Source organism: Acidobacteriota bacterium (assembly GCA_016184105.1).
Taxonomy (GTDB): Bacteria; Acidobacteriota; Vicinamibacteria; order Vicinamibacterales; family 2-12-FULL-66-21; genus JACPDI01.
Window position 1 is genome coordinate 1 of sequence record JACPDI010000019.1, and the last position, 24,881, is coordinate 24,881.

The 24,881-nt window shown below is 68.3% G+C and carries 25 protein-coding genes and 1 pseudogene; 18 read left to right on the forward strand and 8 right to left on the reverse strand.

Annotated elements, in window-relative coordinates; translation table 11 throughout:
- From pilQ to HYU53_07270, 11 genes and pseudogenes are all read left to right on the forward strand, one after another.
- A partial coding sequence (pilQ, locus tag HYU53_07220) for a type IV pilus secretin PilQ (GenBank protein MBI2220985.1) occupies positions 1-1,346 on the forward strand: 1,346 nt, incomplete at its 5' end.
- A gap of 7 nt (positions 1,347-1,353) precedes the next feature.
- Positions 1,354-1,956 carry a hypothetical protein gene (locus tag HYU53_07225; protein MBI2220986.1) on the forward strand — a complete coding sequence of 201 codons (603 nt, stop codon included), beginning with the start codon at positions 1,354-1,356 and terminating at the stop codon, positions 1,954-1,956.
- Between the two features lie 10 nt (positions 1,957-1,966).
- A complete protein-coding gene (locus HYU53_07230; protein ID MBI2220987.1) occupies positions 1,967-2,716 on the forward strand; it encodes a PKD domain-containing protein in 750 nt (249 codons plus the stop codon).
- Positions 2,713-3,183 carry a tetratricopeptide repeat protein gene (locus tag HYU53_07235; GenBank protein ID MBI2220988.1) on the forward strand — a complete coding sequence of 157 codons (471 nt, stop codon included), beginning with the start codon at positions 2,713-2,715 and terminating at the stop codon, positions 3,181-3,183. The genes HYU53_07230 and HYU53_07235 overlap by 4 nt, the downstream gene beginning before the upstream one ends.
- A 4-nt stretch (positions 3,184-3,187) precedes the next feature.
- Complete coding sequence (locus HYU53_07240) at positions 3,188-4,333, forward strand: aminopeptidase P family protein (GenBank protein ID MBI2220989.1); 1,146 nt, start codon at positions 3,188-3,190, stop codon at positions 4,331-4,333.
- A complete protein-coding gene (gene accB / locus HYU53_07245) occupies positions 4,330-4,812 on the forward strand; it encodes an acetyl-CoA carboxylase biotin carboxyl carrier protein (GenBank protein ID MBI2220990.1) in 483 nt (160 codons plus the stop codon). Before HYU53_07240 ends, accB begins: the two co-directional genes overlap by 4 nt.
- Before the next feature lie 7 nt (positions 4,813-4,819).
- A pseudogene (accC, locus tag HYU53_07250) lies at positions 4,820-6,170 on the forward strand (acetyl-CoA carboxylase biotin carboxylase subunit).
- The gene (gene thiE, locus HYU53_07255) at positions 6,163-6,786 is read left to right on the forward strand and encodes a thiamine phosphate synthase (protein ID MBI2220991.1); all 624 of its coding nucleotides are present in this window, start codon (positions 6,163-6,165) and stop codon (positions 6,784-6,786) included. Before accC ends, thiE begins: the two are co-directional and overlap by 8 nt.
- 53 nt (positions 6,787-6,839) lie before the next feature.
- Positions 6,840-8,555 carry an amino acid permease gene (locus tag HYU53_07260; GenBank protein MBI2220992.1) on the forward strand — a complete coding sequence of 572 codons (1,716 nt, stop codon included), beginning with the start codon at positions 6,840-6,842 and terminating at the stop codon, positions 8,553-8,555.
- 10 nt (positions 8,556-8,565) lie between these two features.
- Complete coding sequence (locus HYU53_07265) at positions 8,566-9,624, forward strand: potassium channel protein (protein ID MBI2220993.1); 1,059 nt, start codon at positions 8,566-8,568, stop codon at positions 9,622-9,624.
- An 8-nt stretch (positions 9,625-9,632) separates the two neighbouring features.
- The gene (locus HYU53_07270) at positions 9,633-10,577 is read left to right on the forward strand and encodes a bifunctional 5,10-methylenetetrahydrofolate dehydrogenase/5,10-methenyltetrahydrofolate cyclohydrolase (protein ID MBI2220994.1); all 945 of its coding nucleotides are present in this window, start codon (positions 9,633-9,635) and stop codon (positions 10,575-10,577) included.
- Here the strand turns inward: HYU53_07270 and HYU53_07275 are convergent.
- The 7 genes from HYU53_07275 to kdsB all read right to left on the reverse strand — a co-directional run bounded on the left by HYU53_07275 (position 10,567) and on the right by kdsB (position 17,383).
- Complete coding sequence (locus tag HYU53_07275; GenBank protein ID MBI2220995.1) at positions 10,567-11,178, reverse strand: dephospho-CoA kinase; 612 nt, start codon at positions 11,176-11,178, stop codon at positions 10,567-10,569. The two genes, HYU53_07270 and HYU53_07275, sit on opposite strands and share 11 nt — an antisense overlap.
- 148 nt (positions 11,179-11,326) lie before the next feature.
- On the reverse strand, positions 11,327-12,556 hold the full coding sequence (locus HYU53_07280; protein MBI2220996.1) for a tetratricopeptide repeat protein: 1,230 nt from the start codon (positions 12,554-12,556) through the stop codon (positions 11,327-11,329).
- Positions 12,556-13,095 (reverse strand): HAD-IIIA family hydrolase, encoded by a 540-nt coding sequence (locus HYU53_07285; GenBank protein MBI2220997.1) that lies wholly within the window; start codon positions 13,093-13,095, stop codon positions 12,556-12,558. The genes HYU53_07280 and HYU53_07285 overlap by 1 nt, the downstream gene beginning before the upstream one ends.
- Complete coding sequence (locus HYU53_07290) at positions 13,074-14,051, reverse strand: KpsF/GutQ family sugar-phosphate isomerase (protein MBI2220998.1); 978 nt, start codon at positions 14,049-14,051, stop codon at positions 13,074-13,076. Before HYU53_07290 ends, HYU53_07285 begins: the two co-directional genes overlap by 22 nt.
- Positions 14,048-14,881, reverse strand: coding sequence for a 3-deoxy-8-phosphooctulonate synthase (gene kdsA, locus HYU53_07295; protein ID MBI2220999.1), 834 nt, complete (start codon positions 14,879-14,881; stop codon positions 14,048-14,050). Before kdsA ends, HYU53_07290 begins: the two co-directional genes overlap by 4 nt.
- Positions 14,882-14,972: 91 nt before the next feature.
- Positions 14,973-16,634: a CTP synthase gene (locus tag HYU53_07300; protein MBI2221000.1), complete on the reverse strand. Its 1,662-nt coding sequence runs from the start codon at positions 16,632-16,634 to the stop codon at positions 14,973-14,975.
- A 5-nt stretch (positions 16,635-16,639) separates the two neighbouring features.
- Positions 16,640-17,383, reverse strand: a complete 744-nt coding sequence (gene kdsB / locus HYU53_07305; protein ID MBI2221001.1) for a 3-deoxy-manno-octulosonate cytidylyltransferase — start codon at positions 17,381-17,383, stop codon at positions 16,640-16,642.
- A gap of 94 nt (positions 17,384-17,477) precedes the next feature.
- Here kdsB and HYU53_07310 point away from each other — a divergent pair, with 94 nt between their 5' ends.
- The 7 genes from HYU53_07310 to HYU53_07340 all read left to right on the forward strand — a co-directional run bounded on the left by HYU53_07310 (position 17,478) and on the right by HYU53_07340 (position 24,058).
- Positions 17,478-18,014 carry a hypothetical protein gene (locus HYU53_07310; GenBank protein MBI2221002.1) on the forward strand — a complete coding sequence of 179 codons (537 nt, stop codon included), beginning with the start codon at positions 17,478-17,480 and terminating at the stop codon, positions 18,012-18,014.
- Positions 18,015-18,219: 205 nt separating this feature from the next.
- Positions 18,220-19,455 carry an isocitrate dehydrogenase (NADP(+)) gene (gene icd, locus HYU53_07315; protein MBI2221003.1) on the forward strand — a complete coding sequence of 412 codons (1,236 nt, stop codon included), beginning with the start codon at positions 18,220-18,222 and terminating at the stop codon, positions 19,453-19,455.
- Between the two features lie 12 nt (positions 19,456-19,467).
- Positions 19,468-20,427, forward strand: coding sequence for a malate dehydrogenase (gene mdh / locus HYU53_07320; protein MBI2221004.1), 960 nt, complete (start codon positions 19,468-19,470; stop codon positions 20,425-20,427).
- Positions 20,428-20,454: 27 nt separating this feature from the next.
- Positions 20,455-21,663: a PLP-dependent transferase gene (locus HYU53_07325; protein ID MBI2221005.1), complete on the forward strand. Its 1,209-nt coding sequence runs from the start codon at positions 20,455-20,457 to the stop codon at positions 21,661-21,663.
- Between the two features lie 118 nt (positions 21,664-21,781).
- Positions 21,782-22,477 (forward strand): metalloregulator ArsR/SmtB family transcription factor, encoded by a 696-nt coding sequence (locus HYU53_07330; GenBank protein MBI2221006.1) that lies wholly within the window; start codon positions 21,782-21,784, stop codon positions 22,475-22,477.
- Complete coding sequence (locus HYU53_07335) at positions 22,474-22,824, forward strand: DsrE family protein (GenBank protein MBI2221007.1); 351 nt, start codon at positions 22,474-22,476, stop codon at positions 22,822-22,824. The genes HYU53_07330 and HYU53_07335 overlap by 4 nt, the downstream gene beginning before the upstream one ends.
- A 1-nt stretch (position 22,825) precedes the next feature.
- Positions 22,826-24,058, forward strand: coding sequence for an NAD(P)/FAD-dependent oxidoreductase (locus tag HYU53_07340; protein MBI2221008.1), 1,233 nt, complete (start codon positions 22,826-22,828; stop codon positions 24,056-24,058).
- 69 nt (positions 24,059-24,127) lie between these two features.
- Here the strand turns inward: HYU53_07340 and HYU53_07345 are convergent, their stop codons facing one another.
- Positions 24,128-24,874, reverse strand: a complete 747-nt coding sequence (locus HYU53_07345; protein ID MBI2221009.1) for a succinate dehydrogenase/fumarate reductase iron-sulfur subunit — start codon at positions 24,872-24,874, stop codon at positions 24,128-24,130.
- Positions 24,875-24,881 lie beyond the last annotated feature (7 nt).

The following is a 24,881-nucleotide window of genomic DNA, read 5'->3' on the forward strand; positions in this document are numbered from 1 at the left end:
CGGCCGCCACGCCGGCGCCGGCCAGGCCCGACGCGGCGTCGCTGACGGCCGGACAGATCGGCCCCGACACGCAAAAGCAGTACACCGGCCACCCGGTGAGCCTCGACTTCCAGAACGCGGATCTGCGCTCGGTGCTCCGCACGTTTGCCGAGATCAGCGGGCTCAACATGGTGATCGACCCGACCGTGCAGGGCTCGGTGGACATCGTCCTGACCGACGTGCCCTGGGATCAGGCGCTCGACATCATCCTGCGGGCGAACAATCTCGGCTACACGGTGGACGGGACGATCGTGCGCATCGCGAGGATCGACACGCTGGCCGCCGAGCAGGATCAGCGCAAGAAGCTGCAGCAGGCGCAGGCAGAGGCCGGCCAGACCGTGGTCCGGACCTTCACGCTCAGCTACGCGCGTGCGACCGACGTGCAGCCGCTGCTGACGCGCTCCGCGCTCTCGAGCCGCGGCCAGATCCAGGTGGACGCGCGGACCAACACGCTGATCCTGACCGATCTGCCCGAGCGGCTCGATACGGCCGCAAACCTGATTTCCATCCTCGACCGCGCGGAGCCGCAGGTCGAAGTGGAGGCGCGCGTCGTGCAGACCACGCGCGACTTCGCGCACGCGATCGGCGTGCAGTGGGGCTTCGGCGGGCGGCTGTCTCCCGAGTTCGGCAACACGCTGCCCTTCGCGTTCCCCAACCGCGTGATCGTCGGCGGGCGCGGAGCGGAGCAGGGACCGGCCGACACCCGCGCGCTTCCAACCGACCAGGTGCCGTCAAACTTCAGCGCCCCGGTGACCGGCGAGGGGGCGGCGACGATCGGCGTGCAGCTCGGCGCCGTGAACGGCGCCTTCAACCTGGACCTTGCGCTCTCCGCCCTCGAGCGGAGCGGCAAGGGGCGCGTCCTCTCGACGCCGCGCCTGACGACGCAGAACAACGTGTCGGCGGAGGTCGCGCAAGGCATCCAGATCCCGATCCAGACGGTCGCCAACAACACCGTCACCGTGAGCTTCAAGGACGCGGTGCTGCTGCTGAAGGTGACGCCGCAGATCACGTCGGCGAACACCGTCATCATGCAGATCACGATCGAGAACGCGTCGCCCGATTTCAGCCGGTCGGTCAACAACATTCCGCCGATCGACACGCAGCGCGCCATCACGCAGGTCCAGGTGAACGACGGCGCCACGACGGTCATCGGCGGCATCTTCGTCAGCCGGGAGCAGTCGTCCAACAACCGCGTGCCGCTGCTGCACCGGATCCCGCTCCTCGGCTGGCTGTTCAAGCGCGACTCGGTGACCGATGAGAGCCGCGAGCTGTTGATCTTCATCACGCCGCGCATCTTGCGGGGGTAAGGACGTCATGATCGCGAACTTCGACCAGGCGACGCGCAAGGCGGTGTGGGGGATCAGGGCCGCCGCGGCGATCGCCTTCTCCGCCGTGCTGTTTGCGGGCTGTGGCGAGGCGGTGCGCCAGGGGCGCGGGTCAGCCTTCCTGGTGCTCGACTCGCTGACCGGGACCAACACCGGGAGCACCACGTTTTCATCGGTGGTCGCCTCCGACGTCCTGCACGGCGGTGGCGTCATCGCGGACCAGGGGCAGGCGGCCTTCCGCCTGCAGATGAAGGATGTCGCGCTGGCGCCGTCCCCGAACAACGCCGTCACGATCACCCGTTACCGGGTGACGTATATCCGCGCCGATGGCCGCAATACGCCCGGCGTCGACGTGCCCTACCCGTTCGATGGCGCCGTCACGGCCACGGTGGTGGGCGCCGCGACGGTGGGCTTCACGCTCGTCCGCGTCCAGGCGAAGCTCGAAGAGCCGCTCCGGGCCCTGTCGTTCGACGGCGGAGCGAACGTGATTTCGACCATCGCCCAGGTGACGTTCTACGGCACGGACGCGGCCGGAAATGCGGTGTCGGTCACGGGCCAGATCGAAGTGAACTTCTCGGACTGGGCCGGATAAGGGTAGCCATATGTGCCACATGACCCCGGTGTGCCGGATCACCACCGCAGCGCTGCTCGCTGCCGTCACGGCGGTGTCCGGCTGCACGACGAAGAAGCAGGACGCGCCCCCGTTGACCGGGCCCTCTGAATTCGCTCTCTCGCTGGCGATGACGGCCACGCCCGACACCATCACGCAGGACGGCGCGTCGCAGTCCGTGATTCTCATCGTCGCGCGCGACTCGCACTCGCAGCCGATCGCGAACCTGTCGCTGCGGCTCGAAATGTCGGTGAACGGCGTGGTCGTGCCGGAGTTCGGCCGGTTGTCCACGCAGAACCTCGTGACCGGCGCCGACGGGCGCGCGACGGCCGTCTACACCGCGCCCCCTGCGCCGCCCGACCTCAACGACCCGGAGGCGATCGTGCGCTTCATCGCGACGCCAATCGGCTCGAATTTCGACAACCAGTGGTCCCGATTCGTGTCCATCCGCCTCGTGCCTCCGGCAGTCGCGCTGGTTCCGGGAGCGCCGTTCGCGGAATTCACCTACACGCCGGCGAGCCCGCGCGTGGGGACAGTCGTCCAGTTCGACGCGCGCCTGTCGAGCGACCCGGACGGCTTCATCGTGTCCTATCAGTGGGACTACGGTGACGGCGAGCTGGAAACGGGCCAGACGCAAAATCACGATTTCACCGCCGCGGGCACGTACCCCGTGACGTTGACCGTGACCGACAACGCGGGGCTGAAGGCCTCGAGGACCCGGTTCATCGTGGTCGCGCCGTGAGCGAGAACCCGAGAATCGAGGAACTGCGACGCCGGGTCCAGGCGGACCCGACGTCGATCGCCTTTGCGGCGCTGGCGGAGGAGTACCGCCGTGCGGGACGGTACGAGGACGCCATTGAGGTGTGCCGCACGGGTCTGACCCGGCATCCCGCGTATCTTTCCGCCCGCGTCACGCTCGGCCGCGCCCTCGTCGAGCTCAATCAGCTGGACGAAGCGAAGATGGAGCTGGACCAGGTGCTGAGCATCGCGCCCGAGAACCTGGCGGCCATCCGCGCGCTCGCCGAGATCGACGAGCGCAGGGGAGTGACGGCTCCTCCCGCTCCCATTCCGCCGTCGCGACCGCCCGTTCACGTGCCGGCGACGTTCGAAATGGATCTGATGCCGCCCGCTCGCCATCACGGCGCGGTGCTCACCGCGCTCAACCAGTTTCTTCACGCCATCCTCGAGCGCAAGTCGCCCTCGGCCTGATCCGGTGAGCGCGGAGCATCTCGACAGGCGCATCGCCCTGGCGCGCGCCCACGTCCGGACGATCGACGCCGACGCGCTCTTCGTGAGTCATCTGCCGAACCTCGCCTGGCTTACCGGGTTTTTCGCCTCGTCCGGGGGGCTCCTGCTGACGCTGGCCGACCCCGCCCTGCACCTCATCACCGATTTCCGGTACGCGCACGCGGCCGGACGGCTGGGCGATCGCGGGCAGCTGCCCTCGGACACGCGCATCACGATCACCGACCGCTCCGTCGACGAGGCCGCGGCCGCTCTTGTCGAGACCGCCGGCTGCGAGGCCGTTGCCGTGGAGTCGGATCATCTGACGCTGCGGCGGGCGCGGCGTCTCGAGGCGCGATTGCCAAAGGGGGCACGCCTCGTCGCGACAGACCCGTTTCTCGAGCAGATGCGCGCGATCAAGGACGGAGTCGAGCTGCGCATCTACCGGGAAGCCGCGGCGAGGCTGGCCGAGGTTGCGCGCCGCGTGCCGGCGCTGCTGGGGCAGGGACGGAGCGAGCGGGACATCGCGGCCGACATCGATCACGCCATCAAACGGGGCGGTTTCGACCGAACGCCCTTTGACACGATCGTCGCGAGCGGCCCCAACAGCGCCCTGCCGCACGCCCGCCCGACCTCGCGCCGGCTGCGGGGGGGTGACCCCGTGGTGCTGGACTTTGGCGGTGTTTACAAAGGATACTGCGTGGATCTCACCCGGACCGCATTTGTCGGGCACCCGACCAAAGAGTTCCTCGGAGTGTTCGACGCGGTGTCCGCGGCCCAGGCGGCCGCGATTGCAGCCGTGCGGGACGGAATTCACGCGAGTGCTGTCGACGCGGCCGCCCGCCAGGTGTTGGCCGACCGCGGACTGGGCGAGGCGTTCGGCCACGCGACGGGGCACGGGCTCGGGATCGACGTCCACGAGTACCCGCGCATCGGCGCGGCGCCGCCGGACGGCGAGGACCCGATTATTCGCGCCGGCATGATCGTCACGATCGAGCCGGGCGCGTACCGGGCGGATCTCGGTGGCGTTCGGATCGAAGACGACGTGCACGTGCTTCCCGGCGCCGGCGCCGGTGGCGGTGCCGAGATACTGACCGACATTCCGCGCGGGCTGATGATTCCTGGAGCGCAATGAACCTCGACGACGTGAAACGGATTCTCGAACTGGTGAAGGAGCACGAGCTCTCGGAGTTCGAGCTGGAGAACGAAGGCCTGAAGATCCGCGTCCGCAAGGACGCGCGCGGCCGGCTGGTGGCCGAGGCCCCGCCGGTCCAGCACCACGCGGCCGCGCCGGCGCCGCAACCGGTACACGTGGCCACGACAGGCGTTCCCGTCGCGGCGCCCGCGGCGCTCGCCGACGAGGCCGCGGAGTTTGCCATCGTGAAGTCGCCGATCGTCGGCACCTTCTATCGTGCTCCCGAGCCGGGCGCCCCCCCCTTCGCAGACATCGGCGCCCGCGTGAAGAAGGGGCAGGTCCTCTGCATCATTGAAGCGATGAAGCTGATGAACGAGATCGAGTCGGAGTACGACGGCGAGATCGTCAAGGCGTACGTCGAGAACGGCCAGCCCGTTCAGTACGGCGAGCGGCTGTTCGCGATCAAGTCGGCGAGCTAGGCGAACCGTGTTCAAGAAAATCCTGATTGCGAACCGCGGCGAGATCGCGCTGCGGGTGATCTACGCGTGCCGGGAGCTCGGCATCAAGACGGTGGCGGTGTACTCCGACGCGGACGCCGACGCGCTGCACGTGCGCTTCGCGGACCAGGACGTGTGCATCGGCCCGGCTCGCAGCCTCGACAGCTACCTGAACGTGCCGGCGATCATCAGCGCGGCGGAAATCACCGGCGCCGACGCGATCCATCCGGGCTACGGCTTCCTGGCCGAGAGCGCCTACCTCGCCGAGGTGTGCGAGGCCTGTCACATCAAGTTCATCGGTCCCGATCCGCACGTGATCCGCTTGATGGGCGACAAGGCGCGGGCCCGCCGTGCGATGAAGAAGGCGGGGGTCCCTGTGCTTCCGGGCAGCGACGGGCCGGTCGGTCGCCAAGGACCTGGCGTACCCGGTGATCATCAAGGCCGTGGCCGGCGGAGGCGGGCGCGGGATGCGCGTGGTGCGCACCGCGGCGGAGCTGGGCAAGTCGCTCAAGACCGCGCAGCGCGAGGCGGAGGCCGCCTTCGGCGTCGGCGACGTGTACCTCGAGAAATATGTCGAGAACCCGCGCCACATCGAGGTGCAGGTCCTCGGCGACCATCACGGCCAGGTGGTGCACCTCGGCGAGCGCGAGTGCTCGATCCAGAGGCGCCACCAGAAGCTGATCGAGGAGGCCCCCTCGCCGGCGCTGACCGAGAAGATGCGCCGCCGGATCGGCAGCACGGTCGTGGACGCTGCGCGCGCCGTGCAGTACACCAACGCGGGCACCTTCGAGTTCCTCCTGGACGGATCGGGCAGCTTCTACTTCCTCGAGGTCAACACCCGCCTGCAGGTGGAGCATCCGGTCACCGAGTTCGTGACCGGCGTGGATATCGTCAAGGAGCAGATCCGCATCGCCGCGGGCGAGCGGTTGTCGTTCAAGCAGGGGGACGTGACCTTCAGCGGGCACGCCATCGAGTGCCGCGTCAACGCCGAGGACCCGGTCACCTTCGTTCCCTCGCCGGGGACGATCCGCGCCTTCAGCGTGCCGGGAGGACCCGGGGTGCGTGTCGACACCTACGCACACACCGAGTGCACCGTGCCGCCGTACTACGACTCGCTGATCGCGAAGATCATCACCTACGGCCGCGATCGCCAGGAGGCGATCGCGCGCATGCGCCGCACGCTGGAGATGACGGTGATCGAAGGGATCAAGACGTCCATCCCGCTGCAGCTCCGCATCCTCGCCGAGCCCGACTTCGTCGCCGGCCGGCTCCACACGCATTTCATGGAGCGGTTCATGAACGACAAGAAGAACGGCGCGTCGCTGGCCGAGAGTGCCTGACCTGCCACGCCTCTACGCGATTCTCGACGTTGACCTGACCCATTCGGCCGGACGCGATCCCCGGGGGGTCGCGTCCGGCTTTTTTGCAGCCGGAGTGCGGCTCCTGCAGCTGCGGTCGAAGCGGCTCGAGTCCGGGCCGCTGCTCGAACTGGCACGGGCCCTCGTCGACCTGGCGCGGCCCGCCGGGGCGGCCGTGATCGTCAACGACCGTCCCGACGTCGCGGTGCTTGCGCGCGCCGCCGGCGTCCACGTCGGGCAGGACGACCTGCCGCCCGACGCCGTCCGGCGAGTCATGCCGGCGGGGATCATCGGCCTGTCCACCCACACGCGCGAGCAGGTCGAGCGCGCCCTCGACGGCCCCGCCGGTTACCTCGCGGTCGGGCCGATTTTCGGCACCTCCACCAAGGACACCGGGTACGCCGCCGTGGGACTCGAGCTGCTCGAGTGGGCCGCGCGTCGAAGCGATCGTCCGGTGGTGGCCATCGGCGGCATCACGCTCGACAACATCGCGGAGGTCATCGCCGCCGGCGCGGCATCGGCCGCGGTGATCTCGGACCTGCTGCGCGGCGATCCCCACGAGCGCGCGAGAGCGATGGTGGCGCGCGCCGGCGGCTGACCGTTCTGTTGCGTGTATAATCTCGTCCGTTCCAGCGTCAACGCGGAGGGTGAATGGATTCAAATCTGCTCAAGACGAAGTCTATCGAGCAATTGATGGGTGACGTCGAGCACGGCGGCAAGGCCCTGAAGCGCACGCTCACGGCCTTCGACCTCACCTTGCTCGGCATCGGCGCAATCATCGGTACCGGCATCTTCGTGCTGACGGGCACGGCCGCCGCCAACCAATCGGGGCCCGCCATCACGCTGTCATACGTGGCGGCCGGCCTGGCGTGCGGCTTTGCCGCGCTGTGCTACGCGGAGTTCGCATCCATGATCCCGATCGCGGGCAGCGCGTATACCTACGCGTATGCCACCCTCGGCGAGGTGTTCGCGTGGATGATCGGCTGGGACCTGATCCTGGAGTACGCCGTCGGGTCGATGACCGTCGCCGTCGGATGGAGCGGGTATTTCCAGCGGATCCTCGCCGGCTTCGGCATCACGCTGCCGGCCTGGATGAGCGCGGCACCGGCCGCGGGGCTCGAAGGCGCCATCATCAACCTGCCCGCCATCCTCATCGTCCTCGGCATTACCGCGCTGCTCGTCATCGGCGTGCGCGAGAGCGCGCGTTTCAACGCCGTGATGGTGGCGATCAAGCTCGCCGCGGTGGTCTTCTTCATCGTCGTTGGCGTCGGGTACGTGAAGCCGGAGAACTGGAACCCGTTCTTCGCCTACGGCTGGTCCGGGATGATGGCGGCGGCCGCGGTCGTGTTCTTCGCCTACATCGGCTTTGACGCGGTCTCGACGACGGCGGAAGAGGCGAGGAATCCAAGCCGCGACCTGCCCATCGGCATCATTGCCTCGCTCGTCATCTGCACGGTGCTGTACCTGCTCGTGGCGGCGATTCTGACCGGCATCGTGCCGGTGGTGCAGTACAAGAACGACGCGCAGTTCCTGAACGCCCCGGTCGGCTACGCGCTGGCGGTCATCGACAAGGACTGGGCCGCCGGCCTGGTTTCGGCCGGCGCCGTGGCGGGGATCACCAGCGTCCTGCTCGTGATGCTCATGAGCCAGCCGCGGATCTTCTTTTCGATGAGCCGCGACCGGCTGCTGCCGGCCGGCGTGAGCAAGGTCCACCCGCGCTTCAAGACGCCGTACATCACGACGATCATCACCGGCGTCATCGTCGCGCTCATCGCGGGGCTCGTGCCGATCCAGATTCTGGGCGAGATGACCAGCATCGGCACGCTGTTCGCGTTCGTGGTCGTGTCGGTGGCGGTCATGGTGCTCCGCGCCAAGCGGCCCGATGCGCATCGCCCGTTCCGCGTGCCGGGCGGGGCGATCATCCCGGTCCTGGGAACGATCTCCTGCGTCTACCTGATGCTGAGCCTGTCGGTGATGACCTGGGTGCGGTTCCTGGGCTGGCTCGATATCGGCATGGTCATCTACTGGTTCTACGGCCGGACGCACAGCCCGCTCGTGGACCCGGTGGAGGCCCAAAGCCGAACCGCAGGGCGCGAGCTGCTCAACTTCCTGAAGATCTCGGGCTACATGCTGACGTTCAACGGGTTCGCGATCCTGCTGCTCGGCAAGCTGACCGAGTGGGGCGTGACCACCGAGGAACTCGCGAAGTGGGCGGAACTCGACGCGCTGCTGGTTCGCATCAACGGATGGATTGGCACCAGCCTGCACATCAATCCGCAGATCGCGGACGTGTTCGGTCTGGCGATTCTCGGTACGGGCGTCGTGATCGGCGCCATCGGCCACGTGCTCGGCGGCCGGCGGCGATAACGGGCATCGGATGGATGAGCGCCAGGCGGTGAGGCGGCGCGCGAGCGGGCTGCCGCCGCCTGGCGTGACCCCGTGGCTCGGGCCGCGCCTCGCGATTGCGCTTGCGCTCCTCGTCATGGCCGGCGGCACGGCGGGGTACGTGATCATCGAGGGCTGGAACGCATGGGACGCGTTCTATATGACGGTGACCACGGTGACCACCGTCGGCTACAAGGAGGTGCACCCGCTCTCGCGGCAGGGCCAGGTGTTCACGACGGCGCTGCTCATCACGGGGGTCGGTACGCTCTTCTACACCGTGACGCTGGTGATGGCGCTGCTCGTCGAAGGGGAGCTCCATCACCGCTGGCGCCTGCGGCGCCTGGATCGGATGATCGACACGCTTTCGGGCCACTTCATCGTCTGTGGCTTCGGCCGCATCGGCGCCATCATTGCCCACGAGTTCGCGCGCGAACGGGTGCCCTTCGTGATCGTCGAGCGCAGCCCCGAGCGCGTCAGCGCGGCGGTCGAGGCCGGGTATCTGTGCGTCGAAGCGGACTCCAGCAACGAGGACGTTCTGAAGCGCGTCGGCATCCTCCGCGCGCGCGGCCTGATTGCCGCCGTCGGGACCGATGCCGAGAACGTCTACACGATTCTGAGCGCGCGCCTGCTCAAGCCGGACCTGCTCATCCTCGGCCGCGCAGAGACCGACGATGCCCGGCGAAAGTTGATCCGGGCCGGCGCGGACCGTGTCGTGTCCCCCTATCAGACCGGCGCGCTGCAGCTCGCACAGACCGCGCTGCGGCCGGCGGTCGTCGACTTCATGCGCGTCGCCACCAGTTCGGAAAATCTCGATCTCAACATGGAGCAGGTGCGGATCGAGCCCGGCTCACCGCTGGCCGGCCGCTCGATCCTGGAATCGAACCTGCGCCAGCGCTTCGGCGTCGTCGTGGTGGGCATCCAGCGCGCCGACGGCCGGACGGAATTCAACCCGGCGCCGGAAATCGCGATGGCCGCAGGCGATCAGCTGGTCGTTCTCGGCCGCCCCGAGGAGTTGCGCGAGCTCGAATCGGTCTGCGCCGGCGCACGGTGACCCACATCATGACCGCACGAATCGTCGACGGGAACGCCACGGCCGCGGCTATCCGCGCGTCGCTGAAGACCCGCATCGAAGCGTTTCACACGCGCGCGGGGCGGCCGGCATCGCTCCGCATCCTGCTCGTCGGGCAGGATCCCGCCTCGGAGGTGTACGTCCGGAACAAGGTCAAGAGCGGCGCCGGGGAAGGGCTCGACGTGCAGCTCGAGCGCCTGCCTGACACCGCCACGCTCGCCGAGGTCCTCGCCACGGTGGATCGCTGGAACCGCGACGAGCGCATTGACGGCATCCTCGTGCAGTCGCCGCTGCCTTCCGCGCTTGGCAAGCGCGCGATGCAGCAGGTGTTCGACGCGATCGACCCCCGAAAGGACGTTGACGGATTCCACCCATACAATGCGGGCCTGCTCGCCCAGCAGCGCCCGGCGCTTGCGCCGTGCACCCCTTCAGGCGTGATCGAGATGCTGAGGCGCGAAAAGGTCGCGCTGGCCGGAGCGCACGCCGTGGTCATCGGCCGGAGCGAAATCGTGGGACGACCCATGGCGCTGCTCCTGCTTCAGCATGACGCGACGGTCACCATCTGCCACTCCAAGACGCGCGATCTGCCCGCGGTGGCGCGGGAGGCGGACATCCTGGTGGCGGCGATTGGGCGGCCTGCGTTCGTGACGCCGGCATTCGTGCGGCCAGGGGCCACCGTTGTGGACGTCGGCGTGAACCGTGTCACCGGCGAAGCCCAGGCGATCGACATCTGGGGGGCTGGCTCCCCGAAGGTCGAGCAGGTGAGAACGAAGGGCAGCGCGCTTGTCGGCGACGTGCACCCCGCAGTGGCGAACGTGGCAGGCCTGCTGACGCCGGTTCCCGGCGGCGTCGGGCCGCTGACGATCGTGATGCTGCTGGCCAACACGATGACGGCCGCGGAGAGCAGGGTTCAGGGTTCAGGGTTCAGGGTCTAGGACTCGAGATCGCTTTCAGGCCCGCGATCACCGCGTCGATCTGGCGATCGGTCTCTTCAAACGTTCCATCGGTCCGGATCACGTGGTGCGCGCGCCGGACCTTTTCCTCGAGCGGCATCTGCGCGGCGAGTCGCTGGCGGGCCTCCGCCTCAGAGAAGCCGTTCCGGCCGGCCATCCGCTGAATCTGCACGGGCTCCGGGCACCACGTCACGACAATGCGGTCGAACTGCCGGTCGTGACCGGTTTCAAACAGCAGGGGAATGTCGGCCACGGCGAAGTACGGCGGAACGTCCTGCATCGATTCGTACCACGCGCGAATCGCGCTGTAGACGGCCGGATGGATGATCGCCTCGAGGTCACGGCGCGCCGCGGGATCTGAGAAGATCAGCCCTCCAAGCCTTGCGCGATCGATCTCGCCGTTGCTCTGCAGCACGCCGTCCCCGAACCGGTCGCGCACCGCGGACCACGCTGGTTCACCGCGCGCCACGACCGTCCGCGCGAGCATGTCGGCGTCGATCGTCGGCACCCCCTTCCGCGCAAAGCGGGCCAGCGCATACGACTTCCCAGTCGCGATGCCGCCGGTCAGGGCGACCTTACGCACGAAGGTTCTCACGAGGGTTCGCGGTACAGTTCATGCCTGAAGCGGGCGCATGGGCGTGCATCATTTCACGCAACTCATTGCCTGGCAGCTTGCCGACGACATTCGGCGGGAAGTGCTTGCATATACCGCCGAACCCTCGCAAGAAACCCTAGTGAATCAGCTCGGCCGGCGTGGTTTCATCCTTCGCCGGCGAGATCCGCTCCTCGACGAACGTGTTCCATTCATGGCAATGCGGGCACTGCCAGAGCAGCTCGGTGCTGCGGTACCTGCAACGAATGCACACGTGAGGATCGAGGTAGAAGACCGCATCGCGCGTGACTTCGATGTAGCGGTTCACGAGCGGGCGCGGGAGGTCGAGGGCGGAAAGCGTCCGCCAGATGGCTTCGTGGATCGCGAGGCCGTGCGGGTTGTTGATGAGCGCTTCGAACAGCGGCTCGACGGCTTCCGCGTGCCGACCCGCGGAAGCCCGGTGGCGTCCCAGCGCCAGCCGCGCGCGCCAGTCCTGCGGGTTGGTCTCGATCAGCCGGCGGCAGAGCTCGGCGAAGCGCTCGGGCGTGGCCAGCTCGCCGTACGCGCGCTCCAGGCGATCGAACGCGAGGTACGCCCGGTCAGGGGAGACCTGCGCCAGCCGCTCCCAGGCCTCCACGGCGGCCGCCGTCTGTCCCTGCGTCTGCCTGATGTCGCCGAGGTTCAGATACGCCGGGAGCGCCGTCGGATCGAGCGTCGCGGCGGCGCTGAAGCGCTGCGCCGCTTCCGCCGGCTGGGCGCTGCGCATCGCCTCCAGCCCCCGCTCGTTTTCGAGAAACGCGAGGATCGCGCGGCTGCGCCGCTGGCTTTCTTCGGGCACCAGCGCCGTCAGGCGCTGTCGCATGGCGTACGCCTGTTCCCACTGGTGCTGCTCGGCATGCAGCTTTTCAAGATTGAGCAGCGCGTACTGGTTGTCAGGATCGAGCCGCAGGACCTCGGTGAACGCATCGAGCGCGCGATCGACGAATCCGCCGCCGCGATAGTCGAGCCCCAGGCAGAGCAGCACGTTCGCGTGCTCCAGGCGGCGCAGCTTCGGGCGCTGAAGGAGCGCCTGGTGCTCCTGGATCGCGCGGCCGACCTGCCCCTTCTCCCGCAGGAGGTTGCCGAGCATCATCCGCATCTCGAGCGAGTCGGGCTGCAACTGCATCGCCTGCTGGAGCCCGTCAATGGCAAGGTCGAGCTGTCCCGCGACCAGGAAATTCAGGGCCTGGAGATAATGCGGCGATTCACGCATCCGGCGGCGGTCGAGCAGCCGGCCGTCCTTCAGTTTGTAGCGCTCGTGCGCCTTGCCGCCGGCAATTCCGACGAGCAACGCCACGAGGGCGATCAGAAGCGGAAGATAATTTTCCATCAGCGTTGCGCGGCGAGATATTCCTCGATCACGCGTTCCCACCGTCCCTGCGCTTTCAAGACGAACTCCACGAACTCCCGAACCGCGCCCGCGCCGCCCGGCTTGCCGCTCACCCAGTGGACGGCGGCGCGGACCTCGTCCACCGCGTCGGCGGGGGCCGCGGCCAGCCCCACGCGGCGCAGCAGCGGCAGGTCGATCAGGTCGTCCCCCATATACGCCACCACCTCGTCGGTCGCCGAGGCCTCCTTCAGGACCGACTCGTAGGCCGCGCTCTTGGAGGAGGGCACCTGGTGCACGTAGTCGAACTCGAGCTGCGCGGCGCGGCGGAGCGTGGCGTCCGACGGCCGTGCCGAAATGAGCCCGACCTTCAGCCCGGCGCGGCGCGCCAGCACCACCGCCGTGCCGTCGCGGATGTGGAAGCGCTTCGTCTCGGCGCCGTCGCTGTGGAGCAGCACGGTGCCGTCGGTCAGCACGCCATCGACGTCGAAGAGCAGCACGCGCGCCGAGGCGGCGCGCGTCAGAACATCTGAGTGCGCCACAGGTCGTGGAGGTGAACAACGCCCTCGGCCGTGCCGTCGTGACCCACGACGACGACCGACGTGATCTTGCGCTCTTCCATGATCCGCAGCGCTTCGACCGCCAGCATCCCGCGCGCTGCGGTCACCGGCGTCTGCGTCATGAGGTCTGCGGCGGTGGCTTCATGGATCTTCGCCGAGGTCCAGTGCCGCCGCAGGTCGCCGTCCGTGACGACGCCGAGGAGCCGCCGGTTGGCATCGAGCACGCACGTCATGCCCAGGCGCTTGCTCGTCATCTCGTGCACGACGTCGCGGATCGGCGTGCCGGCCTCGACGACGGGCATGCCCGCCCCGGCGTGCATCAGTTGCTCGACGCGCATGAGGCGCTTGCCCAGCTTCCCGCCCGGGTGAAGGCTGGCGAAGTGTTCTTCGCTGAAACCCTTGCGGACGAGCAGCGTCATCGCCAGGGCGTCGCCGAGCGCCAGCGCCGCGGTGGTGCTGGCCGTCGGCACGAGGTTCATCGGGCAGGCCTCTTCGGCGATGCCGCAGTCGAGCGTGACGTCCGCGGCCTGCCCCAGCGTCGAGCCCGGCTCGCCGGTCAGCGCGATGAGCGTTGCGCCAATTCGCCTGATCCCTTCGAGCAGCCGGATCAGCTCCTCCGTTTCCCCGCTGTGCGACAGCGCGAGCACGACGTCATCGTTGCGAATCACGCCGAGGTCCCCGTGGATGGCTTCAGCGGGGTGGAGGAAGAAGGCGGGGGTCCCGGTGCTCGAGAGCGTGGCGGCAATCTTCCGGCAGATGATTCCCGACTTGCCCATGCCGGTCACGATCACGCGCCCGCGGCAGTCGAAGAGCGTCTGGACCGCCCGCTCGAAGCTCTCGCCAAGGCGATCGACCAGGCCGAGGATCGCGTTCGCCTCGGTCCGCAGCACGCGCCGAGCCAGCTCCAGGACGGTCGCGGTTCTGGCCGCTGCGGTCACGACGTCACCACCGGCGTGCGAACCACGTGATCGATGGCGACGAGCCGTCGCACGAGCGGCTCCAGCCGATCCAGGCGCAGCGCGTTCTGCGCGTCGCTCTTCGCCCGCGACGGCTCCTCGTGCACTTCCAGGAACACCCCGTCGATGCCGGCCCCGACGCCGGCCGACGCGAGCGGCTCGATGAACTCCGCCTGGCCGGCCGTCACGCCGTCGCCGCCGCCGGGCAACTGCAGGCTGTGCGTGACGTCGAACACCACGGGCCAGCCGAGCGCGCGCATCAGCGGGAAAGCGCGCATGTCCACGACCAGGTTGTTGTAGCCGAACGAGAAGCCGCGCTCCGTCACGAACACGTTCGCGTTCCCTTCGGCCGTCACCTTCGCGATGGCGTGCTTGACATCCCCCGGCGCGAGAAACTGTCCCTTCTTGATGTTGATCGCACGGCCCGTCCGCGCGGCGGCGACAATCAGATCGGTCTGGCGCGAGAGGAACGCGGGGATCTGCAGCACGTCGGCGACGTCGGCGGCAAGGCCCGCCTGCGACGGGTCGTGGATGTCGGTGAGGATCGGCACGCCGAGCCGTTTCTTCACCTCGGCGAGCACGCGCAGCCCTTCGGCCAGCCCCGGGCCGCGAAACGCAGTGCCGGACGTCCGGTTGGCCTTGTCGTACGAGGCTTTGAAGATGAAAGGGACCCCGCATCGCGACGCGATGCCAGCCACCGTCTCGGCGGTGCGCAGCGCGTGCGCCTCGCTCTCGATCACACAAGGGCCGGCGATGAGCACGAGCGGCGCACCGCCGCCCAACGCAACCGGGCCGGCGTGAACTTGTGGCACGCCCGTATTATATGAAAGCTTCACCCCAGAATCCGCAGAACCCGCAGGAGAATAAGGATTTTCAACGCGTTCCGCGCGTTCCGCGGCGGGCCTACCGGGCGAGAACAGCCGCGTGCGGGCGCGTTTCGACCTTCCGGCGGTAGGAGGCCTCGACGAAGCCGGCGAACAGCGGATGCGGCTTCAGCGGCTTCGACTTGAACTCAGGATGGAACTGGACGGCCACGAACCATGGATGTCCGGGCAGCTCGAGGATCTCGACGAACTTGCCGTCCTGCGACCGCCCGACGATTTCGAGCCCCTTCTCGGTGAGGGCTCGTTCGTACAGGCAGTTGAACTCGTACCGGTGCCGGTGCCGCTCCGTGATCTTGTCGACGCCGTACAGCTTTGCCGCGAGCGAGCCCGGTTTGAGATAGCAGTCGTACGCCCCCAGGCGCATCGTTCCGCCGAGTTCCTCGATGCCGAGCAGGTCGCGCAGCTTGTAGATGACGTTGTTCGGGGTATCGGGCGTCACTTCCGTGGAGTCCGCATCCGCGATCCCGCAGACGTTCCGGGCGTATTCGACCGCCGCCCACTGGAAGCCGTAGCAGATGCCCAGGTACGGGATGCCTCTCGAGCGCGCGATCTCGGCCGCCCGCATCATCCCGCGCGTGCCGCGGTCGCCGAATCCGCCGGGCACCAGAATGCCGGCGGCCCCTGCGAGCAGCTGGTCGCCGCCGGGCTGCTCGAGCGCCTCGGCTTCCACCCACCGGATGTTCACGCGCAGCCGGTGCTTGAAGCCGCCGTGGTAGAGCGCCTCGTTCAGGCTCTTGTAGGAATCCTCGTACCCGACGTATTTCCCGACGACGTGGATCGTGACCTCGTCTTTCGGGTTGCGAATGCGATCCACGAGGTCTTCCCAACCCGCCATCCTCGCCTGGGTCTCGGGAAGGTGCAGGCGTTTCAGGATGATCGCGTCGAGCCCCTCGGCGTCGAACGCCAGCGGCACCTCGTAGATGCTGGAGACGTCCTTCGCGGTGATGACCGCCTCCTCGTCCACGTCGCAGAAGAGCGCGATCTTCCGCTTGATGTCGCGGTCGAGCGGCCGGTCCGTCCGGCACAGCAGCACGTCGGGCTGGATCCCGATCGACCGCAGGTCGCGCACGCTGTGCTGGGTCGGCTTCGTCTTCAGCTCGCCGGCCGCGCCGATGTACGGCACGAGCGTGAGGTGGACGTACAGCGTGTTCTCGCGCCCGACATCCTGCCGCAGCTGCCGGATCGCTTCGACGAACGGCAGGCTTTCGATGTCGCCCACCGTGCCGCCGATCTCGACGAGCACGATGTCCGCGCCCGACTGCCGCGCGTGCTCGTGGATGGCGTCCTTGATCGCGTTGGTGATGTGGGGAATGACCTGGACGGTGCGCCCGAGGTAGTCGCCGCGGCGCTCCTTGTTGATCACCGACAGGTAGATCTTCCCGGTCGTCCAGTTGCTGTTTCGCGTGCTCACCATGTTGGTGAACCGTTCGTAGTGCCCCAGGTCCAGGTCGGTCTCGGCGCCGTCCTCAGTGACGAACACCTCGCCGTGCTGGTACGGGCTCATCGTGCCCGGGTCCACGTTGATGTAGGGATCGAATTTCTGGAGGGCCACCTTGTAGCCGTGCCCCTCGAGCAGGCAGCCGATCGATGCCGCGGCGAGCCCCTTGCCGAGCGACGACACGACGCCCCCGGTCACGAGGATGTATTTCACGGGCTTCTGCTGCTGCTCGGTCTCGGTCATGGCCCTCAGGTGCGTGCCGCCGCGCCCAGGGCGCGGCGAACCTTCTCCAGGTCGTCGGGGGTATCGACGCCGATGCTGTTGTGACGGGTTTCGACGACGGCAATCGCGACACCGTGTTCGATGGCGCGGAGCTGTTCCAGCGCCTCGAGCCCTTCGAGCGGCGTCGGGAGCATGCGGGCGAACTCCAGCAGGAACCGGCGGCGATACACGTAGAGGCCGACGTGCTTCCACGCCTCCAGCGGCGCGCCGCTGTCGCGGTGGTGCGGAATCGGCGTGCGCGAGAAGTACAACGCCCGCCCGTCGCCGTTCACCACGACCTTGGTGACATGCGGGTCGAGAAAGTCGGCGCGGTCTTCGATCCGGCGGCGCAGGGTGCCCATCTGCAGCGCCGGGTCCGCGAAGGGCGCGAGCGCCTCTTCGATCATCGACGGCTCGATGAGCGGCTCGTCGCCCTGCACGTTGACGACCAGCTCGCAGTCGATCGCGCGCGCCACCTCGGCGACGCGGTCCGTGCCGCTCACGTGCGCCCTGTTCGTCATCTGCACGCGCCCGCCGAACGCCTCAACGGCCTTCCGGATGCGCTCGTCGTCGGTCGCGATGATGACCGTGCCAATCGCGCGGCATTCCGTGACGCGGCGGTAGACGTGCTCGATGAGCGGACGCCCGGCGAGATCGGCCAGCGGCTTGCCGGGGAAGCGCGTGGACGCGTAGCGGGCCGGGATGACTGCGACGATTTTGCCTGGAGGGATGTTGGATGCGTTCCCTTGCGGTGAAACAGGGGGCACGGCAAATCTTACCACAATTGCACAGGCGCGGCCCAGCCAGGAGTAGAATCAGATCGGCATGAGCACGAAACGCGGCGTGCTGTTCGTCGGCGGGGCGGCGCTCCTCGCGGCGTGGCTGGTCGCCGCGGCCGATCAGGACCGGGAAGGGCAAGCCGCGCCCGCCTCGCGCGACGGCTCCGCGCTCGATCGCGCGGAAACGCTCGCGCGCGACATCCAGTCACAGGCCGCGCGGTTGCGCGCGCGGCTCGCGACGGCGCCCGAGCCGGGCGGCTCGAGCCGCAACCCGTTCGCGTTCCACGTCCCGCCTCCCCAGCCGCGTCCCGTACCGCGCGGCGCGACGCGTCCGGCCGGCGACCTGCGTCCCGCGCTCTCCGTTCCCGAGCCGCCGCCGTTCTCGCTGAGCGGGATCGCGGAAGACGAGAATCCGGCAGGCGTTCGCATCCGCACCGCGGTGCTCTCGGGCATGGGCGATGTGTTTCTCGTCAAGGCGGGCGACACGGTCCGTGAGCGGTACTCGGTCATCGCGGTCGGCGCCGACGCCGTGGAATTGAACGATCTCGTCACCGGCCGGACGATTCGGCTCGGCCTCCGCTGAATTTCTTCATATAATCAGATCGCCGCGCCATTCTTCTTAACCGCGCGCCCCTGCGTGTCGCACCACGATAGTGCAAATCGCTGGAACCGCGCGTCTGATGCGGCCGAACGGCCCGTCGGGCGCTCTTTTCCACAAGCTTTTCCACACTTTCTGTTAACTCCGTGTGACGAACCCGCGGGGACGTGCCCTAAAAAACCGAGTTGTCATGCCTGACTTTTCATCGCTGAAACCTCCGACCGAAGGTACGCCGATTGGCAAACGCAACGGCCAGCTCGTCGTGCCGGATAACCCGATCGTTCCATTCATTGAAGGGGACGGCACGGGCCCGGACATCTGGCGTGCCAGCGTCCGCGTCTTCGACGCCGCCGTCGCCAAGGCGTTCCACGGCAGGAAGAAAATCGTCTGGTTCGAAGTCTTTGCCGGCGAGAAGGCCTTCAGCCAGTTCAACGAGTGGCTGCCGAACGACACCATCGAGGCCGTCCGCACTTACAAGATTGCGATCAAGGGTCCGCTGACGACGCCGATTGGTGGCGGCATCCGCAGCCTCAACGTCACGCTGCGCCAGGTGCTCGACCTGTACGCGTGCGTGCGGCCGGTGAAGTTCTACTCCGGCACGCCCGCGCCGGTGACCCACCCGGAACGGATGGACGTCGTCATCTACCGCGAGAACACCGAGGACGTGTACGCCGGCATCGAATGGGCCAAGGGCACTCCGCAGGCGGCCCGCATCATCGAGTTCCTCGAGAAGGAGATGGGCAAGCGGATCCGGCCGGACTCGGGGATTGGCATCAAACCGATCTCGGAATTCGGATCCAAGCGCCTGGTCCGGATGGCCATCCAGTACGCGCTGATGAACAAGCGCAAGGTGCTGACGCTGGTGCACAAGGGCAACATCATGAAGTTCACCGAGGGGGCGTTCCGCGATTGGGGCTACGAGGTCGCCAAGGCCGAGTTTCGCGATCGCATCGTCACCGAGGAAGAGACGTGGAACGGCGCGTCGAAGGAGGGCAAGCTGCTCATCAACGACCGCATCGCCGACAGCGTGTTCCAGCAGATCCTCACGCGCACCAGCGAGTACGACATGTTCGCGACGCCGAACTTGAACGGCGACTACCTGTCGGATGCGTGCGCCGCGCAGGTGGGCGGGCTCGGCATGGCGCCGGGCGCGAACATCGGCGACGAGATCGCCTTCTTCGAGGCGACGCACGGCACGGCGCCGAAGTACGCGGGCAAGGACGTCATCAACCCGGCATCGGTGATCCTCTCCGGCGTGATGATGTTGCGGTATCTCGGATGGGGGCCGGCGGCGGATCTCATCGAGAGCGCGCTGGCGAAGACGATCAAGCAGAAGACGGTGACGTACGACCTCGCCCGGCAGATGGAAGGCGCGAAGGAACTCAAGACGTCGCAATTCGCGGACGCTATCATCGGCAACATGTAACGGAGCGCACTTATGAATCGCAAAGTCACAGTCGTGGGCGGCGCGGGGAACGTCGGCGCCACCGTCGCGCGGCAGATCGCCAACAAGGAGCTGGCCGATGTCGTGATCGTCGACATCGCGGACCAGAAGGCGGCCGGCGTCGCGCTGGACATCTACCAGGCGTGCCCGATCGAGGGGTCGAGCGCGCGCCTGATCGGCGTGGGCACGAATGACTGGGCCCAGACCGCGAATTCGGACATCGTCGTCATCACGTCGGGCGTGCCGCGCAAGCCGGGCATGAGCCGCGACGACCTGCTGAACATCAACTACAAGATCATGCAGGACGTCACGGCGGAAGTCGTGAAGCACTCGCCGAAGGCGATCATCCTTCCGGTGTCGAACCCGCTGGACGCGATGGCGCAGGCGGTCATGCGCATCGGCAAGCTGCCCAAGCAGCGGGTCATCGGGATGGCCGGCGTGCTCGACTCGGCGCGCATGCGCACGTTCATCTCGATGGAGCTGAACGTGTCGGTCGAAAACGTCCACGCCTTCGTCCTGGGAGGGCACGGCGACACGATGGTGCCGCTCGCCCGCTACTCGACGGTTGCCGGGATTCCGCTGCCCGACCTGCTGAGGCAGGACCGGATCGACGCGATCGCCGCGCGGACCGCGAACGGCGGCGCGGAGATCACCAAGCTGGTCGGCACCAGCGCGTGGTACGCGCCGGGATCGGCCGTGGCCGAGATGGTGGAGGCGATCCTCAAGGACAAGAAGAAGATCCTGCCGTGCTCGGTGTACCTGGAAGGGGAGTACGGCATCCGCGGCCTGTTTGTCGGCGTGCCGGTGAAGCTGGGCGCCGGGGGCGTCGAGCAGATCATCCAGATCGCGCTGACGGACGCTGAAAAGGCCGCGCTCCACAAGTCGGCGAACGCCGTGAAGGAACTCGTCACGGTGATCCTGCCGGAGGACGGCAAGAACGCTTCGGTTGCGTGAATGTGAGGATGGGCCTCGAGTCCTCATATGCAGACCAAAGATCTCGGCATCAACAGCAAGCTGATCCACGCCGGTCACCGCCCCGATCCAACCGGGGCGGTGACGGTGCCTATCTACCAGACGTCGACCTTCGCGTTCCGCAGCGCCGAGCATGGCGCGGCGCTCTTTGCCGGCGAGGGTGACGGCTTCATCTACACGCGAATCGGCAATCCCACCGTTCGCGCGCTGGAAGACAACGTCGCCGAGCTGGAGAACGGCTGCGCGGGCATCGCCACCAGCTCCGGCATGGCGGCGGTGAACACGGTCTACCTGGCGCTGCTGTCCTCGGGCGGCCACGTCGTCAGCACGGCGTCGGTCTACGGCGCGAGCCGGGTGTTGCTCGAGGCCGACTACGGGCGGTTTGGGGTCACGGCGGCCTACATCGACACGACCGATCTCGCGGAGGCGCGGCGCGCGATCAGGCCGGAAACGAAGCTCGTGTACGTCGAGAGCCCGTCGAACCCGTCCATGCAGGTGAGCGACATCGCCGCCATCGCAGCGATGGCGCACGCCCACGGCGCGCTCGTCGTCGTGGACAACACGTTCGCGAGCCCGTACCTGCAGAAGCCGCTCGATCTCGGCGCTGACGTCGTGCTGCACTCCGTCACGAAGTTCCTCAACGGGCACGCCGACGTGGTCGGCGGCGTGATCGTGGCGAAGGATCCGGCCGTCCACAAGCGGCTGCGCCGGGCCATGGTGAACTCGGGATGCAACATGGATCCGCACCAGGCGTTCCTGGTCATCCGCGGGCTGAAGACACTCGGGCTGCGCGTCGAGCGCGCGCAGGAGAGCGCGATGAAGGTCGCGCGCTGGCTGCAGGAGCAGCCGGAGGTGGCGTCGGTCCGCTACATCGGCCTCGAGTCGCACCCGCAGCACGCCCTGGCGCGGCGGCAGATGACGGGCTTCGGCTCGATGATCGCCTTCGAGCTGAAAGGGGGCTTCGAAGCGGGCAAGCGGCTGATGGACAACGTCAGGCTGGCGACGCTCGCGGTGTCGCTGGGCGGGGTCGAGACGCTCATCGAGCATCCCGCGTCGATGACCCATGCGTGCATGAAGCCGGAAGATCGCCGCCAGGCGGGCTTCAGCGACGGGCTGGTGCGTTATTCGGTCGGGATCGAGGACGTCGACGACCTGATCGCTGACTTGCGTCAAGCGCTCGAGGCCGCAGCCGCCGCACCGCGCGCGGTGACGGCGTAAGGTCGGGGTCCTGCTGCGGGGCGGACCTGAAAGGTCCGCCCCGCAGCAGGACGGCGCGCCCGACAGGCCCTCCGCGATTCCGGTTGCCCCGCACTTCAACATTCAATAGAATAATGGAATGGACGACGCATCCTCCGGCCGACGGTTCAAGGCGGCGGTCTACGGCGAGCTGGCGCGGCTCGGGCGCGCCCTCGGCGGCGCGGCGCGCCTGGAGCTGCTCGACCTGCTCGCCCAGCACCCGCGCGCCGTCGAGGCGCTCGCGGCGGAAATCGGCCAGTCGATCGCCAACACCTCGCAGCACCTCCAGGTGCTGCGGCGGGCCCGGCTGGTGGAGGCCGATCGCGACGGCCGCTTCGTTCGCTACCGCCTCGCCAGCCGAGAGGTGGTCGCCCTTGTGCACGCGATCCGCGCGGTAGGGGAGTCGCAGCTCGCCGAGATCGAGCGCGCCCGCCGGGAGCTGCTCGAGGGGCGCGGCGCCGTGGAGGCGATCGACGCCCGCGCGCTCCGCGCCCGGATCCGCGAAGGCTCCGTGACGGTGATCGACGTACGCCCCGAAGACGAGTACCGCGTGTCGCATCTGCCCGGCGCCCTCTCCGTGCCGCTCTCCGACCTGCGCCGGCGCCTGCGCGCGCTGCCGCGCAGGCAGGAAATCGTCGCCTACTGCCGGGGACCGTACTGCGTGATGGCGGTCGACGCGGTCGCCCTGCTGCGCCGCCGCGGGTTCAACGCCAGGCGCTTCGAACTGGGCGTCACCGAATGGCAGGCGCTCGGCTATGACCTCGCCCACGGGTCGCCGGCCGGAGCGCGGCCATGACCTACCTGCTGATCCTGAACGATCCCCCGTATGGCACCGAACGCACGTACAACGGGCTCCGGCTGGCCGGCTCGCTGGGCAAACAGCCGGACACGGCCGTGAAGGTGTTTCTGATCGGAGACGCGGCGGCGACCGCCAAAGCCGGCCAAAAGCTGCCGAGCGGCTTCTACAACCTCGAACGGATGATCTCCGCCGTCGTCAGGCAGGGGGGCGCGGTCGGAGTGTGTGGATCCTGCATGGACGCGCGCGGGCTCACGGACGGGGAACTGGTGGATGGGGCCCACCGCAGCTCGATGGACGAGCTGACCCGCTGGACTGTGAGCGCCGACCGCGTGCTGGTGTTCTGAGATGGGCGCGCATGTCGTCATTCTCGGCGCAGGCGTGGGCGGGCAGGTGGCGGCTCATGCGCTTCGCCGCCGCCTCGGGAGCGGGCATCGCATCACCGTCGTGGAACGCGATCCCCAACATGCGTTTGCGCCGTCGTTCCTGTGGGTGATGACCGGCGCACGAACCCCCGGTCAGGTTACCTCGCCGCTGGCGAAGCTGCTGGCGCGTGGCGTCAACCTGCACGAGGGCGAGGTCTCGGCGATCGACGTCGCCGGCCGGCGCGTGGAGACGAGCCGGGGGAGCCTGGAATTCGACTTCCTGGTCGTCGCGCTCGGCGCGGAGTTGGCGGCCGACGCGGTGCCGGGACTATCCGGGCGCTCGCACAGCTACTATTCCCTCGAGGGCGCGACCAGGCTCAAACCCGCTCTCGACGCGCTGGGGAACGGTGCGAAGGTCGCGGTGCTGGTGGCCGGGCTGCCGTACAAGTGCCCGGGCGCGCCGCACGAAGGGGCCATGCTCATCGCGGATTACCTGCGCCGGCGCCGGCGGATCGACGTGAGCGTGGACCTGTTCACGCCGGAGCCGCAGCCGCTCCCGGTTGCGGGGCCGGCGCTCGGCGGCGCCGTCGCCGCGATGCTCCAGTCGCGAGGCGTTGGATTCCACCCGCTGCACAAGGTGGCGTCCATCGCCGACCGGGTGCTGGCGTTCGACAACGGCGCCTCGGTTCCCTTCGATCTGCTCGTCGCGATTCCGCCGCACCGCTCGCCATCCGTCGTCCGGACGAGCGGGCTGGCCAACGAGGCCGGCTGGATTTCCGTCGATCGGCGAACGCTCGAGACGCGAGCCGAAGGCGTGCTCGCGATCGGTGATATCACCGCGGTGCAGATCCCCGGCCGGTGGAAGCCTGACGTGCCGCTGCTGCTGCCCAAGGCCGGCGTCTTCGCGCACGCCGAGGCCCTGGTGGCGGCCGAGCGCGTCGCCGCCGCGGCGCTCGGACAGCCGTGCGACACAACGTTCTGTGGCGATGGGTTCTGCATGCTGGAGGCGGGCGGTGGGGCTGCCGGAGTGGCCTACGGCGACTTTTTCGCCGAGCCCGCCCCCGAGGTCCGCGTGCGCGACATCGGGGCCGCCTGGCATCTGGGGAAGGTCCTGTTCGAGCAGTGGTGGCTCTCGCCCCAGGGCGCCCGCCGCGCCGTCCTGGGCGCGGCGCTGCGCGCCGGCAGCCGTCTTACCGGCGTACCGGTGCGTCTCTGAGGCGAAGCCCGCCGGCGCCGCCGTGGTGCCGGGCGCGCCTGAAATGGTTCCGGGTTGCAACCCTGTACCTCAGACCCCGACGAGCCTTGCCCGGAGGTACTCGCGGTTCATCCGCGCGATGTTCGACAGCCTGATCTCCTTCGGGCAGACCGCTTCGCATTCCCCTTCGTTCGAGCAACTGCCGAAGCCTTCGAGGTCGTGCTGGTCGAGCATGGCCACCGCGCGGCGGGTCCGCTCGGCCTGCCCCTGCGGCAGCACGTTGAGGTGGCTGATCTTGGCCGACGTAAAGAGCACCGCCGAGGCGTTCTTGCACGCCGCCACGCACGCGCCGCAGCCGACGCACGCCGCCGACTCGAACGCCTGCTCGGCGATCGGCTTTGGGACGGGCAGCGCGTTCGCCTCGGGCGCCGCGCCGACGTTGGCGGAGATGTAGCCGCCCGCCTTGATGATGCGGTCGAGCGCGCCGCGGTCCACGATGAGGTCCTTCAGCACCGGGAACGCACGCGCCCGGAACGGCTCGAGCGTGATGGTGTCGCCGTCCTTGAACCGCCGCATGTGCAGCTGGCACGCCGTGGTGCCGGGATCCGGCCCGTGCGGCACGCCGTTGATGACCATGCCGCAGGCGCCGCAGATGCCCTCGCGGCAGTCGGAATCAAACGCGATCGGGTCCTTGCCGGCCGCGATCAGCTTCTCGTTGACGACGTCGAGCATTTCGAGGAACGACATGTCCGGCGAGACGTCTTCGGCCGTATAGGGGACGAGCGTGCCCCCCTGGTTCGGCCCCGCCTGACGCCAGACGCGCAGGTGAATCGTCATGCCAGCC